Annotated in this window: 9 protein-coding genes, 3 tRNA genes and 3 rRNA genes; 9 read left to right on the forward strand and 6 right to left on the reverse strand. The window is 53.5% G+C overall.

Annotated elements, in window-relative coordinates; genetic code table 11:
- Positions 1-18 precede the first annotated feature (18 nt).
- Positions 19-717: an envelope stress response activation lipoprotein NlpE gene (gene nlpE / locus FY206_RS04860; protein WP_032644146.1), complete on the forward strand. Its 699-nt coding sequence runs from the start codon at positions 19-21 to the stop codon at positions 715-717.
- Positions 718-764: 47 nt separating this feature from the next.
- On the opposite strand, the gene proS is transcribed toward nlpE, so the two are convergent.
- From proS to metN, 6 genes are all read right to left on the reverse strand, one after another.
- Complete coding sequence (gene proS / locus FY206_RS04865) at positions 765-2,483, reverse strand: proline--tRNA ligase (RefSeq protein WP_032644148.1); 1,719 nt, start codon at positions 2,481-2,483, stop codon at positions 765-767.
- A 112-nt stretch (positions 2,484-2,595) separates the two neighbouring features.
- Positions 2,596-3,303 carry a tRNA (N6-threonylcarbamoyladenosine(37)-N6)-methyltransferase TrmO gene (gene tsaA / locus FY206_RS04870; protein WP_032644149.1) on the reverse strand — a complete coding sequence of 236 codons (708 nt, stop codon included), beginning with the start codon at positions 3,301-3,303 and terminating at the stop codon, positions 2,596-2,598.
- Positions 3,300-3,704 (reverse strand): Rcs stress response system protein RcsF, encoded by a 405-nt coding sequence (gene rcsF, locus FY206_RS04875; RefSeq protein ID WP_008501883.1) that lies wholly within the window; start codon positions 3,702-3,704, stop codon positions 3,300-3,302. Before rcsF ends, tsaA begins: the two co-directional genes overlap by 4 nt.
- Positions 3,705-3,810: 106 nt before the next feature.
- Positions 3,811-4,626, reverse strand: coding sequence for a methionine ABC transporter substrate-binding lipoprotein MetQ (gene metQ, locus FY206_RS04880; RefSeq protein WP_014168729.1), 816 nt, complete (start codon positions 4,624-4,626; stop codon positions 3,811-3,813).
- A gap of 40 nt (positions 4,627-4,666) precedes the next feature.
- Positions 4,667-5,320, reverse strand: a complete 654-nt coding sequence (locus FY206_RS04885; RefSeq protein ID WP_014168730.1) for a methionine ABC transporter permease MetI — start codon at positions 5,318-5,320, stop codon at positions 4,667-4,669.
- Entirely contained in the window at positions 5,313-6,344 is a 1,032-nt protein-coding gene (gene metN, locus FY206_RS04890) for a methionine ABC transporter ATP-binding protein MetN (protein ID WP_032644150.1), read from the reverse strand. Before metN ends, FY206_RS04885 begins: the two co-directional genes overlap by 8 nt.
- Positions 6,345-6,532: 188 nt before the next feature.
- Between metN and gmhB the strand changes: the two genes are divergently transcribed.
- The 8 genes from gmhB to dkgB all read left to right on the forward strand — a co-directional run bounded on the left by gmhB (position 6,533) and on the right by dkgB (position 13,701).
- Positions 6,533-7,099, forward strand: a complete 567-nt coding sequence (gene gmhB, locus FY206_RS04895) for a D-glycero-beta-D-manno-heptose 1,7-bisphosphate 7-phosphatase (protein ID WP_032644151.1) — start codon at positions 6,533-6,535, stop codon at positions 7,097-7,099.
- 368 nt (positions 7,100-7,467) lie between these two features.
- Positions 7,468-9,009, forward strand: a 16S ribosomal RNA gene (locus tag FY206_RS04900).
- A gap of 69 nt (positions 9,010-9,078) precedes the next feature.
- Positions 9,079-9,155 (forward strand) — tRNA-Ile (locus FY206_RS04905).
- Between the two features lie 109 nt (positions 9,156-9,264).
- Positions 9,265-9,340: transfer RNA gene (locus tag FY206_RS04910), tRNA-Ala, on the forward strand.
- Positions 9,341-9,511: 171 nt separating this feature from the next.
- A 23S ribosomal RNA gene (locus FY206_RS04915) occupies positions 9,512-12,416 on the forward strand.
- A 72-nt stretch (positions 12,417-12,488) separates the two neighbouring features.
- Positions 12,489-12,604: ribosomal RNA gene (gene rrf / locus FY206_RS04920) — 5S ribosomal RNA — on the forward strand.
- Together the 16S, 23S and 5S rRNA genes with 3 tRNA genes alongside form the textbook arrangement of a ribosomal RNA operon.
- Positions 12,605-12,660: 56 nt before the next feature.
- Positions 12,661-12,737: transfer RNA gene (locus tag FY206_RS04925), tRNA-Asp, on the forward strand.
- A 160-nt stretch (positions 12,738-12,897) separates the two neighbouring features.
- Entirely contained in the window at positions 12,898-13,701 is an 804-nt protein-coding gene (gene dkgB, locus FY206_RS04930) for a 2,5-didehydrogluconate reductase DkgB (RefSeq protein ID WP_077064324.1), read from the forward strand.
- Positions 13,702-13,717 lie beyond the last annotated feature (16 nt).

Consider the following 13,717-nt stretch of genomic DNA (forward strand, 5'->3'; position numbering starts at 1 on the left):
TTTCATAAGGAATTCATTGTGAAAAAAGCATTATTATCAGCGCTGGCAGTGAGTACGCTGTTTGCGCTTTTCGGGTGTAACAATCGTTCCGAAACGCAGGTTTTGCAACCCACGCAAACGGAAGAACTCAAACCGATGCAGCAAAGCTGGCGCGGCGTATTGCCGTGTGCGGACTGCGAAGGCATTGAAACGTCTCTGTTCCTGCAAAAAGACGGCACCTGGGTGATGAACCAGCGCTATCAGGGCGCTAAAGAGCCGTCTTCTTTTGCGACTTATGGCACATGGGCGCGTACGGCCGAGAAGCTGGTATTGACGGATACCACGGGCGATAAAACGTATTTCCGCGCTAAGGGCGAGGGGATGGAGATGCTCGATCGCGAAGGCAATCCGATTGAATCCCAGTTCAACTACACGCTGGCACCGGTGAAAGCGGCCCTGCCTGCCACGCCAATGGCGATGCGGGGGATGTACTTCTATATGGCGGATGCGGCGATCTTTACCGACTGCGCCACCGGCAGGAAGGTCAGCGTGGCAAACAATGCGCAGCTTGAACGTGATTACGCGGTGGCACGCGGTAATGACAGCAAGCCGGTATTGTTGACGGTTGACGGTCACTTTACGCTGGAGCCAAACCCGGACAGCGGGGAGATGGTGAAGACGCTGGTGGCGGACAAAGACGCGAAGTTTATTGCGGGCAAAGACTGTAACAGCAAATAAGCTGACGTAGCGCCATTAAAAAACCCCGCCTGAGCGGGGTTTTTTGTTTAGCCTTTGATGGCTTTCACCAGGTAATCAAGAATGTCGCCGGTCTTGATCATCTGTTTTTCGCCGCTGCGACGGTATTTGTATTCAATCTCATCGCTGTCGAGGTTGCGGTCGCCGATGACGACGGTGTGCGGAATACCGATCAGTTCCATATCGGCAAACATCACGCCTGGACGCTCTTTACGGTCATCCATCAGCACTTCGATACCCTGAGCGCGCAGCTCGGCATACAGCTTCTCGGCCAGCTCCTGCACGCGGTAAGACTTGTGCATGTTCATTGGCAGAATAGCGACCTGGAACGGCGCGATGTTGTCCGGCCAGACGATGCCGCGCTCGTCGTAGTTCTGCTCGATCGCCGCAGCCACCACGCGCGTCACCCCGATACCGTAGCAGCCCATGGTCAGGATCTGGTTACGGCCATCTTCACCCTGAACGGCGGCGTTCAGCGCGCGCGAGTATTTATCGCCCAGCTGGAAGATGTGACCCACTTCGATGCCGCGCTTAATCATCAGGGTACCCTGACCGTCCGGGCTTGGATCGCCTGCGACCACGTTACGGATGTCAGCCACTTCCGGCGTCGCCACGTCGCGATCCCAGTTGATGCCGAAATAGTGTTTACCGTCGATGTTCGCACCGGCGGAGAAGTCGCTCATCGCGGCTACCGTGCGGTCAATAACAACAGGCACCGGCAGATTGACTGGACCCAGTGAACCTGGACCCGCATTGACCACGGCACGGATTTCCGCTTCCGTGGCGAAGGTCAGCGGGCTTGCGACCTGCGGAAGCTTCTCGGCTTTCACTTCGTTCAGCTCGTGATCGCCACGCACCAGCAGGGCAACCAGCGGGAAAGCGCTCCCTTCGGTGGATTTCACCAGCAGCGTCTTAACGGTTTTTTCGATCGGCAGATTGAACTGCTCAACCAGCTCGGCGATGGTTTTGGCGTTTGGCGTATCAACCAGCGTCATCTCTTGCGTTGCCGCGCCGCGTGGTTCTTTTGGTGCCAGCGCTTCTGCAAATTCGATATTCGCCGCGTAGTCTGAAGAGTCAGAGAAGATCACATCGTCTTCACCGCTCTGCGCCAGCACCTGGAACTCATGGGAGGCGCTACCGCCGATAGAGCCGGTATCAGCCTGCACGGCGCGGAAATCCAGACCCATGCGGGAGAAGATTTTGCTGTAGGCCGCGTACATGGCGTCGTAAGTCTCTTGCAGGGATTCCTGAGAAGTATGGAAAGAGTAGGCGTCTTTCATCAGGAATTCGCGAGAGCGCATGACGCCGAAACGCGGGCGAACTTCGTCACGGAACTTGGTCTGGATCTGGAAGAAGTTCAGCGGCAGCTGTTTGTAAGAGCTCAGCTCATTACGAATCAGGTCGGTAATGACTTCTTCATGCGTTGGGCCGAGAACGAACGGACGCTCGCCGCGATCGACGAAACGCAGCAGTTCTGGGCCATATTGCTCCCAACGGCCGCTCTCCTGCCACAGGTCAGCGGGCTGAACCACAGGCATAGACACCTCGATAGCACCGGCGTTGTTCATCTCTTCACGCACGATGTTTTCGACTTTTTTCAGGACGCGAACGCCGGTCGGCAGCCAGGTATATAACCCGGAGGCCAGCTTGCGGATCATCCCGGCGCGCAGCATCAGCTGATGGCTGATCACTTCGGCGTCGGCAGGCGTCTCCTTCAGAGTGGAGAGCAGATATTGGCTAGTACGCATGTTGTTACGGTTCCATTTCGACGATTGGAACAGGCTGAAACGCCAGCCTGACACAAAAAAAGTGGTTTAGTTTACCAGTGTGGCAAAGATGCCAAAAGAGAGGAGAACAAAATTACCTGGGTTCAAGGGCAAACACTTCAAAACCTGCCCCGGTAACGCGCCAGCGAACGTTAAAATCCAGCAGCCATACGGCGTACGTTTTTCCTGCTTCCTCTTCTTTACGGTAGGCCGGACGCGGATCCTGTGCCAGAACCTCGGTGATGAAATCCCGTAAGCGAGGATAGCGCTTCTCCAGTTGGCCAAGCTGCGCGGTTATCTCAGGCGTAAAATAGACAGGCATGTTAGCCTGCGGTGCGTCCTGAGCATAGCTGGCACGCGCGTCCGGAAGCGCTTCGGCGAAGGGCAAATAGGGTTTGATGTCGATAACCGGCGTGCCGTCGACCAGGTCCAGACTGCCTAACTCCAGTATCACCTGCTCTTTCTGGCAGCGTATGCCTTTCAGTTCAACCAGCGACATGCCAACCGGGTTTGGACGGAAGGTTGAGCGCGTCGCAAACACGCCCATTCTCGCATTGCCGCCAAGACGAGGAGGACGCACGGTAGGACGCCAGCCGCCTTCCATCGTCTGATGAAACACGAACACCACCCATAGATGGCTGAACGCCTCAAGTCCGCGTACCGCATCGGCCTGATTGTAAGGCGCAACCAGGTGAAGCTCGCCGCCTCCGCTGGTGACCAGACCGGGCTGGCGGGGTACGGCGAACTTCTCTTTATAAGGAGAGCGGATAACGCCTATTTGCTCGAACTGAAATGCACTCATTTCGCCGTAATGTTTAGCGCAGAACCGATGCAAACCGCCTGACGGTAGCAGCCCGGCGTGCCGCTGGTGACTTCACAGCTGTGCAGCAGAACCGCGTTGGCTTTCATTTTGGCCGCGTTAATCTGCATACGTTTACGCGCCGTCGGAATATTTGGTGGCGAGTCCTGATTGGTCGCCTGACAGGATTCGCCGCTCACTTCGCCCAGCTCACGGAACGGTTTACCGACGAGTTCGTCTGCTTTCGTGATAATGCGAACCGGCGCAGGGCGAACCACTTTCGGCTTCGCAGGCTCGGTCTTTGGCGGGGTTGCCGTGCTTTGAACGGGTTCAACAGGAGATCTGCTTAGCATAGAACAGCCGCTCAGCATGAGTGCTAAAAGACAGATCGGTAAAGCACGCATAATATTTCCTCAATGGATAATCAAAACGTCAGATATTGAATCAGTAGACTGCACAAATGACAAGACGGGCATAAGCCCGTCCTGATGATATTACACTGAGGTGAGATTACCAGCCTTTAACAGCGCCGCCGTTAAACACCTTGTTGGCTTCCTGGTAAACTTCGTCCGACTGATAGGCCTGTACGAATTTCTTCACGTTTTCCGCGTCTTTGTTGTCTTCGCGAGTCACGATCAGGTTAACGTACGGGGAATCTTTATCTTCAACGAAGATGCCGTCTTTGGCAGGCGTCAGGCCAATCTGGCTGGCGTAGGTGGTGTTGATCACGGCCAGAGCGATTTGCGCATCGTCCAGGGAACGCGGCAGCTGCGGGGCTTCCAGCTCAACAATTTTCAGATTTTTCGGGTTTTCGGTGACGTCCAGAACGGTTGGCAGCAAGCCAACACCGTCTTTGAGTTTGATCAGGCCCACTTTCTGCAGCAGCAGCAGGGAACGACCGAGGTTGGTTGGGTCGTTAGGCACGGCAACCTGAGAGCCCGGCTGCAGTTCGTCCAGTGATTTAATTTTCTTGGAGTAACCGGCGATTGGATAAACGAAGGTGTTACCGACGCCCACCAGTTTATAGCCGCGATCTTTGATCTGCTGGTCCAGGTATGGCTTATGCTGGAAGGCGTTAGCGTCGATATCGCCTTTGCTCAGCGCTTCGTTCGGCAGAACGTAATCGTTGAAGGTTACCAGCTCTACGTCCAGGCCATACTTCTCTTTCGCCACTTTCTGAGCGACTTCCGCAACCTGCTGTTCTGCACCCACGATTACGCCCACTTTAATGTGGTTTGGATCTTTTTCGTCCTGACCGCAACCCACCAGTGCCAGAGAGCCGATCAGCGCGCCTACTGCTGCGAAGGTCTTTAATTTAAACGCCATGTTTTATCCTTAACTCGTAGAGTTTGTGTTGTGTGTAACGTTATTTGTGCGTAACGGTCCGGACGATGCGATCGCCAGAGAACTGGATTAAGTAAACCAGAACAACCAGCAATACCAGAACGGTATTCATCACGGTAGCGTTATATCCAATATAGCCGTACTGATAACCAATCTGGCCTAAACCGCCCGCGCCAACGGCACCACCCATTGCGGAATAACCGACCAGCGTAATGAGCGTGATGGTTGCCGCGTTCACCAGGCCTGGCAGTGCTTCCGGCAGCAGAACCTTGCGGACGATCTGCATCGGCGTTGCGCCCATCGCGCGTGAGGCTTCGATCAAACCGGTTGGGATCTCCAGCAGGGCGTTTTCCACCATACGGGCGATAAACGGCGCTGCCCCCACGGTCAGCGGAACGATGGCCGCCTGCAGGCCGATAGACGTTCCGACGATCACGCGGGTAAACGGAATCATCCACACCAGCAGAATAATGAAGGGAATGGAACGGAAGATATTCACCAGCGCAGAGAGCGTACGGTACAGCTTCGCGTTCTCAATGATTTGACCCGGACGCGTCACGTACAGCAGTACGCCGACCGGCAGGCCAATCACAAAACCAAAGAAGCCAGAGACAAAGGTCATTGCCAGCGTTTCCCAAACGCCGCGAACCAGCAGCCACATCATCGGCTCAGACATAACCCAGTACCTCTACTTTTACGTGGTGTTCTTGCAGCCAGGCAATCGCTGCCTGGGTTTCTTCTTGAGTGCCGTGCATTTCCGTCAGCATGATGCCGAACTTCACGCCACCGGCGTAATCCATCTGCGCGCTGATAATGTTGTTGTTCACGTTAAAGCGACGCGCGGTTTCGGAAAGCAGAGGGGCATCAACGGACTGACCGGTGAACTCCATGCGCAGCATCGGGACGCTGTCTGCCGCAGGTTCGCTTTTCAAACGCGCCAGATAATCTTCCGGAATATCCAGATGCAGCGTGGACTGGATGAACTGCTGCGCCAGCGGGGTTTTCGGATGGGAGAACACTTCGCTTACCGTGTCCTGCTCGATCAGTTCACCGTTGCTGATGACCGCCACGCAGTCGCAGATGCGTTTCACCACGTCCATCTCGTGCGTAATTAGGAGGATCGTCAGGCCCAGGCGACGGTTAATATCCTTCAGCAGTTCCAGAATAGAACGCGTGGTGGCCGGATCCAGCGCGCTGGTGGCTTCATCGCACAGCAGCACCTTTGGATTGCTTGCCAGCGCGCGGGCAATGGCCACGCGCTGTTTTTGCCCACCGGACAGGTTTGCCGGGTAGCTGTCATGTTTGTCGCCCAGACCCACGAGGTCGAGCAGTTCGGTCACGCGACGCTTCACTTCTTCTTTCGGCGTGTTGTCCAGCTCCAGCGGCAGGGCAACGTTGCCGAACACGGTGCGAGAGGCCAGCAGGTTAAAGTGCTGGAAGATCATGCCAATCTGACGACGCGCTTTGGTGAGTTCTTTCTCTGAGAGGGCGGTAAGTTCCTGGCCGCCAACTTCTACGCTGCCCTGGGTTGGACGCTCAAGCAGGTTAACACAACGAATCAGCGTGCTTTTACCTGCACCCGATGCGCCAATGACGCCATAAATTTGACCAGCAGGAACATGCAGGCTGACGTTGTTCAGCGCCTGAATCGTTCGGTTCCCCTGCTGGAACACTTTGGTGATATTGGAAAGTTTAATCATTAGATTATTTTTATCGTATGTAAGTTAGCCGTGGCATTTTCTTCTGCCAGATACGGGTGATGACCGTAAACAAAACGGATGTTAAGGCATCCAGACGTCTAAATCAATCCAACTCTGTACGATGAGCACTTTATTGCGCTGCGATTCATGAGATACTAGTCGAACATGCCTTTTTCAGGAGCAAACCGGTGGCAAAATCAGTACCCGCAATTTTTCTCGATCGTGACGGCACTATTAATGTGGATCACGGCTATGTCCATGAGATTGATGAGTTCGAGTTTATCGAGGGCGTAATAGATGCCATGCGCCAGCTGAAAGAGATGGGGTATGCGCTGGTGGTGGTGACAAACCAGTCCGGGATTGCACGCGGTAAATTCACCGAAGCACAGTTCGAGACGCTGACGGAATGGATGGACTGGTCGCTGGCCGACCGCGGTGTGGATCTCGACGGCATCTACTATTGTCCGCATCACCCGCAGGGAAGCGTAGAAGAGTATCGTCAAACCTGTGACTGCCGTAAGCCGCACCCGGGAATGTTCATCTCTGCGCAGGAATTCCTGCACATTGATATGGCGGCTTCTTATATGGTGGGCGACAAGCTGGAAGATATGCAGGCAGCTGCCGCAGCGGGTGTAGGAACCAAAATATTAGTTCGCACCGGTAAGCCAGTGACGGCAGAAGCAGAAAATGCAGCGGATTGGGTGATTAATAGTCTGGCCGATCTGCCAAAAGAGATTAAAAAGCACCAAAAATAGCCTTTTTGGCGAAAAGATGAGCGGTTGAAAATAAAATGCATTTTTCCGCTTGTCATTCCTCGGCGGCCCCCTATAATGCGCCTCCATCGACACGGCGGACGTGAATCACTTCACAAACAACCCGGTCGGTTGAAGAGAAAAAATCCTGAAATAACGGGTTGACTCTGAAAGAGGAAAGCGTAATATACGCCACCTCGCAACGGTGAGCGAAAGCCGCGTTGCACTGCTCTTTAACAATTTATCAGACAATCTGTGTGGGCACTCAAAGTGACATGGATTCTTAATGTCTTCGGACAATAAATGAATACCAAGTCTCTGAGTGAACATACGTAATTCATTACGAAGTTTAATTCACGAGCATCAAACTTAAATTGAAGAGTTTGATCATGGCTCAGATTGAACGCTGGCGGCAGGCCTAACACATGCAAGTCGAGCGGTAGCACAGAGGAGCTTGCTCCTCGGGTGACGAGCGGCGGACGGGTGAGTAATGTCTGGGAAACTGCCTGATGGAGGGGGATAACTACTGGAAACGGTAGCTAATACCGCATAACGTCGCAAGACCAAAGAGGGGGACCTTCGGGCCTCTTGCCATCAGATGTGCCCAGATGGGATTAGCTAGTAGGTGGGGTAACGGCTCACCTAGGCGACGATCCCTAGCTGGTCTGAGAGGATGACCAGCCACACTGGAACTGAGACACGGTCCAGACTCCTACGGGAGGCAGCAGTGGGGAATATTGCACAATGGGCGCAAGCCTGATGCAGCCATGCCGCGTGTATGAAGAAGGCCTTCGGGTTGTAAAGTACTTTCAGCGGGGAGGAAGGTGTTGAGGCTAATAACCTCAGCAATTGACGTTACCCGCAGAAGAAGCACCGGCTAACTCCGTGCCAGCAGCCGCGGTAATACGGAGGGTGCAAGCGTTAATCGGAATTACTGGGCGTAAAGCGCACGCAGGCGGTCTGTCAAGTCGGATGTGAAATCCCCGGGCTCAACCTGGGAACTGCATTCGAAACTGGCAGGCTAGAGTCTTGTAGAGGGGGGTAGAATTCCAGGTGTAGCGGTGAAATGCGTAGAGATCTGGAGGAATACCGGTGGCGAAGGCGGCCCCCTGGACAAAGACTGACGCTCAGGTGCGAAAGCGTGGGGAGCAAACAGGATTAGATACCCTGGTAGTCCACGCCGTAAACGATGTCGACTTGGAGGTTGTGCCCTTGAGGCGTGGCTTCCGGAGCTAACGCGTTAAGTCGACCGCCTGGGGAGTACGGCCGCAAGGTTAAAACTCAAATGAATTGACGGGGGCCCGCACAAGCGGTGGAGCATGTGGTTTAATTCGATGCAACGCGAAGAACCTTACCTACTCTTGACATCCAGAGAACTTTCCAGAGATGGATTGGTGCCTTCGGGAACTCTGAGACAGGTGCTGCATGGCTGTCGTCAGCTCGTGTTGTGAAATGTTGGGTTAAGTCCCGCAACGAGCGCAACCCTTATCCTTTGTTGCCAGCGGTTAGGCCGGGAACTCAAAGGAGACTGCCAGTGATAAACTGGAGGAAGGTGGGGATGACGTCAAGTCATCATGGCCCTTACGAGTAGGGCTACACACGTGCTACAATGGCGCATACAAAGAGAAGCGACCTCGCGAGAGCAAGCGGACCTCATAAAGTGCGTCGTAGTCCGGATTGGAGTCTGCAACTCGACTCCATGAAGTCGGAATCGCTAGTAATCGTAGATCAGAATGCTACGGTGAATACGTTCCCGGGCCTTGTACACACCGCCCGTCACACCATGGGAGTGGGTTGCAAAAGAAGTAGGTAGCTTAACCTTCGGGAGGGCGCTTACCACTTTGTGATTCATGACTGGGGTGAAGTCGTAACAAGGTAACCGTAGGGGAACCTGCGGTTGGATCACCTCCTTACCTTAAAGAACCTGCCTTTGCAGTGCTCACACAGATTGTCTGATGAAAAACAGCAGTAAAAACCTCTACAGGCTTGTAGCTCAGGTGGTTAGAGCGCACCCCTGATAAGGGTGAGGTCGGTGGTTCAAGTCCACTCAGGCCTACCAAATTCTCCCTGAATACTGCGTTGCGAAATAACTCACATACTGAAGTATGCTTCGTTATTCCACGCCTTGTCTCAGGAAGAATTACCGGTACAGAGGTTTGTAATACGATGGGGCTATAGCTCAGCTGGGAGAGCGCCTGCTTTGCACGCAGGAGGTCTGCGGTTCGATCCCGCATAGCTCCACCATCTTTTACTGCGAACACAAGAAAACTTCAGAGTGAACCTGAAAAGGTGCACTGCGAAGTTTTGCTCTTTAAAAATCTGGATCAAGCTGAAAATTGAAACGACACATCTTTAAGGTGTGTTCGAGTCTCTCAAATTTTCGCAATCATGAAGTGAAACATCTTCGGGTTGTGAGGTTAAGCGACTAAGCGTACACGGTGGATGCCCTGGCAGTCAGAGGCGATGAAGGACGTGCTAATCTGCGAAAAGCGCCGGCGAGGTGATATGAACCTTTGACCCGGCGATGTCCGAATGGGGAAACCCAGTGTGTTCCGACACACTATCGTTAACTGAATACATAGGTTAACGAGGCGAACCGGGGGAACTGAAACATCTAAGTACCCCGAGGAAAAGAAATCAACCGAGATTCCCCCAGTAGCGGCGAGCGAACGGGGAGCAGCCCAGAGTCTGAATCAGCTTGTGTGTTAGTGGAAGCGTCTGGAAAGTCGCACGGTACAGGGTGACAGTCCCGTACACGAAAGCACACAGGTTGTGAACTCGAAGAGTAGGGCGGGACACGTGGTATCCTGTCTGAATATGGGGGGACCATCCTCCAAGGCTAAATACTCCTGACTGACCGATAGTGAACCAGTACCGTGAGGGAAAGGCGAAAAGAACCCCGGCGAGGGGAGTGAAAAAGAACCTGAAACCGTGTACGTACAAGCAGTGGGAGCACCTTCGTGGTGTGACTGCGTACCTTTTGTATAATGGGTCAGCGACTTATATTCTGTAGCAAGGTTAACCGTATAGGGGAGCCGAAGGGAAACCGAGTCTTAACTGGGCGTTAAGTTGCAGGGTATAGACCCGAAACCCGGTGATCTAGCCATGGGCAGGTTGAAGGTTGGGTAACACTAACTGGAGGACCGAACCGACTAATGTTGAAAAATTAGCGGATGACTTGTGGCTGGGGGTGAAAGGCCAATCAAACCGGGAGATAGCTGGTTCTCCCCGAAAGCTATTTAGGTAGCGCCTCGTGAACTCATCTTCGGGGGTAGAGCACTGTTTCGGCTAGGGGGCCATCCCGGCTTACCAACCCGATGCAAACTACGAATACCGAAGAATGTTATCACGGGAGACACACGGCGGGTGCTAACGTCCGTCGTGAAGAGGGAAACAACCCAGACCGCCAGCTAAGGTCCCAAAGTCATGGTTAAGTGGGAAACGATGTGGGAAGGCACAGACAGCCAGGATGTTGGCTTAGAAGCAGCCATCATTTAAAGAAAGCGTAATAGCTCACTGGTCGAGTCGGCCTGCGCGGAAGATGTAACGGGGCTAAACCATGCACCGAAGCTGCGGCAGCGACGCTTATGCGTTGTTGGGTAGGGGAGCGTTCTGTAAGCCGTTGAAGGTGGCCTGTGAGGGTTGCTGGAGGTATCAGAAGTGCGAATGCTGACATAAGTAACGATAAAGCGGGTGAAAAGCCCGCTCGCCGGAAGACCAAGGGTTCCTGTCCAACGTTAATCGGGGCAGGGTGAGTCGACCCCTAAGGCGAGGCCGAAAGGCGTAGTCGATGGGAAACAGGTTAATATTCCTGTACTTGGTGTTGCTGCGAAGGGGGGACGGAGAAGGCTATGTTAGCCGGGCGACGGTTGTCCCGGTTTAAGCATGTAGGCGGAGGTTCCAGGTAAATCCGGTACCTTTTAACGCTGAGGTGTGATGACGAGGCACTACGGTGCTGAAGTAACAAATGCCCTGCTTCCAGGAAAAGCCTCTAAGCATCAGGTAACACGAAATCGTACCCCAAACCGACACAGGTGGTCAGGTAGAGAATACCAAGGCGCTTGAGAGAACTCGGGTGAAGGAACTAGGCAAAATGGTGCCGTAACTTCGGGAGAAGGCACGCTGATATGTAGGTGAAGCCCCTGCGGGTGGAGCTGAAATCAGTCGAAGATACCAGCTGGCTGCAACTGTTTATTAAAAACACAGCACTGTGCAAACACGAAAGTGGACGTATACGGTGTGACGCCTGCCCGGTGCCGGAAGGTTAATTGATGGGGTTAGCGGCAACGCGAAGCTCTTGATCGAAGCCCCGGTAAACGGCGGCCGTAACTATAACGGTCCTAAGGTAGCGAAATTCCTTGTCGGGTAAGTTCCGACCTGCACGAATGGCGTAATGATGGCCAGGCTGTCTCCACCCGAGACTCAGTGAAATTGAACTCGCTGTGAAGATGCAGTGTACCCGCGGCAAGACGGAAAGACCCCGTGAACCTTTACTATAGCTTGACACTGAACACTGGTCCTTGATGTGTAGGATAGGTGGGAGGCTTTGAAGCGTGGACGCCAGTCTGCGTGGAGCCGTCCTTGAAATACCACCCTTTAATGGCTGGTGTTCTAACGTAGACCCGTGATCCGGGTTGCGGACAGTGTCTGGTGGGTAGTTTGACTGGGGCGGTCTCCTCCCAAAGAGTAACGGAGGAGCACGAAGGTTAGCTAATCCTGGTCGGACATCAGGAGGTTAGTGCAATGGCATAAGCTAGCTTGACTGCGAGAGTGACGGCTCGAGCAGGTGCGAAAGCAGGTCATAGTGATCCGGTGGTTCTGAATGGAAGGGCCATCGCTCAACGGATAAAAGGTACTCCGGGGATAACAGGCTGATACCGCCCAAGAGTTCATATCGACGGCGGTGTTTGGCACCTCGATGTCGGCTCATCACATCCTGGGGCTGAAGTAGGTCCCAAGGGTATGGCTGTTCGCCATTTAAAGTGGTACGCGAGCTGGGTTTAGAACGTCGTGAGACAGTTCGGTCCCTATCTGCCGTGGGCGCTGGAGAATTGAGGGGGGCTGCTCCTAGTACGAGAGGACCGGAGTGGACGCATCACTGGTGTTCGGGTTGTCATGCCAATGGCACTGCCCGGTAGCTAAATGCGGAAAAGATAAGTGCTGAAAGCATCTAAGCACGAAACTTGCCCCGAGATGAGTTCTCCCTGACTCCTTGAGAGTCCTGAAGGAACGTTGAAGACGACGACGTTGATAGGTCGGGTGTGTAAGCGCAGCGATGCGTTGAGCTAACCGATACTAATGAACCGTGAGGCTTAACCTTACAACGCCGAAGATGTTTTGGCGGTGAGACAGACAATCAGATTTCAGCTTTGATACAGATTAACAGAATTTGCCTGGCGGCTTTAGCGCGGTGGTCCCACCTGACCCCATGCCGAACTCAGAAGTGAAACGCCGTAGCGCCGATGGTAGTGTGGGGTCTCCCCATGTGAGAGTAGGGAACTGCCAGGCATCAAAATTAGTAGTAAGCCGGTGCATAAATCCGGTGGTTACAAGCAGTCTTCGGTGGAGCGGTAGTTCAGTCGGTTAGAATACCTGCCTGTCACGCAGGGGGTCGCGGGTTCGAGTCCCGTCCGTTCCGCCACTTATTAAAAGCCCTGAGCTAACGCTCAGGGCTTTTTTCTTATCTATTGCTTAATTATTGCGAAATTAGCAAAAATCCTCTGCGTTTTGCGCTCTTTTTCTCTATAACAACGCCAGCGATAATCTTCCTCAGTTTACGAACATAATGATTGAGGAACAGTATGACTCTCCCTGCATTTGGTCTGGGCACTTTCCGCCTGAAAGACGACGTTGTTATCGCATCGGTTAATACCGCACTCGAGCTTGGCTATCGCGCCGTTGATACGGCACAGATCTATGAAAACGAAGCTGCCGTCGGACAAGCCCTTGAAGAGAGCGGTGTGTCGCGTAATGAACTGTTTATCACCACGAAAATCTGGATTGAAAACCTCAGTAAAGACAAGCTGCTCCCTAGCCTGAAAGAGAGCCTGAAAAAACTGCGTACTGACTATGTAGATCTGACGCTGATCCACTGGCCATCACCGAATGATGCCGTCTCAGTCGAAGAATACATGCAGGCGCTGCTGGAAGCGAAAAAGCAGGGCTTAACCCGTGAAATTGGTATCTCCAACTTCACCATTCCGCTGATGGAAAGAGCCATTGCCGCTGTTGGCGCAGAAAATATTGCGACCAACCAGATCGAGCTATCTCCATACCTGCAAAACCGCAAAGTCGTGGATTGGGCAAAACAGCATGGGATCCACATCACCTCATACACGACGCTGGCCTATGGTAAGGCTCTGAAAGATGAGGTGATTACGCGCATCGCGGAGAAACATAACGCGACCGCTGCACAGGTCATTCTGGCATGGGCAATGGGTGAAGGTTACGCGGTGATCCCATCATCCACTAAACGTGAAAACCTCGCCAGCAACCTGCTGGCAGCGGATCTTCATCTGGATGCGGACGATAAAAGAGCGATCGCAGCGCTGGATTGCAACGATCGCCTGGTCAGCCCGGAAGGTTTAGCCCCTGACTGGGATTAAGTTTGACCCACCCTCT

Origin of the sequence: Enterobacter chengduensis (assembly GCF_001984825.2) — a bacterium.
In the GTDB taxonomy this organism is placed as follows: Bacteria; Pseudomonadota; Gammaproteobacteria; order Enterobacterales; family Enterobacteriaceae; genus Enterobacter; species Enterobacter chengduensis.

What these genes read in the sequence shown, in the direction of transcription:
- proS (WP_032644148.1), bottom strand. Translation starts at nt 2,483, where the DNA reads ATGCGTACTAGCCAATATCTGCTCTCCACTCTGAAGGAGACGCCTGCC.
- tsaA (WP_032644149.1), bottom strand. Translation starts at nt 3,303, where the DNA reads ATGAGTGCATTTCAGTTCGAGCAAATAGGCGTTATCCGCTCTCCTTAT.
- rcsF (WP_008501883.1), bottom strand. Translation starts at nt 3,704, where the DNA reads ATGCGTGCTTTACCGATCTGTCTTTTAGCACTCATGCTGAGCGGCTGT.
- metQ (WP_014168729.1), bottom strand. Translation starts at nt 4,626, where the DNA reads ATGGCGTTTAAATTAAAGACCTTCGCAGCAGTAGGCGCGCTGATCGGC.
- FY206_RS04885 (WP_014168730.1), bottom strand. Translation starts at nt 5,320, where the DNA reads ATGTCTGAGCCGATGATGTGGCTGCTGGTTCGCGGCGTTTGGGAAACG.
- metN (WP_032644150.1), bottom strand. Translation starts at nt 6,344, where the DNA reads ATGATTAAACTTTCCAATATCACCAAAGTGTTCCAGCAGGGGAACCGA.
- dkgB (WP_077064324.1), top strand. Translation starts at nt 12,898, where the DNA reads ATGACTCTCCCTGCATTTGGTCTGGGCACTTTCCGCCTGAAAGACGAC.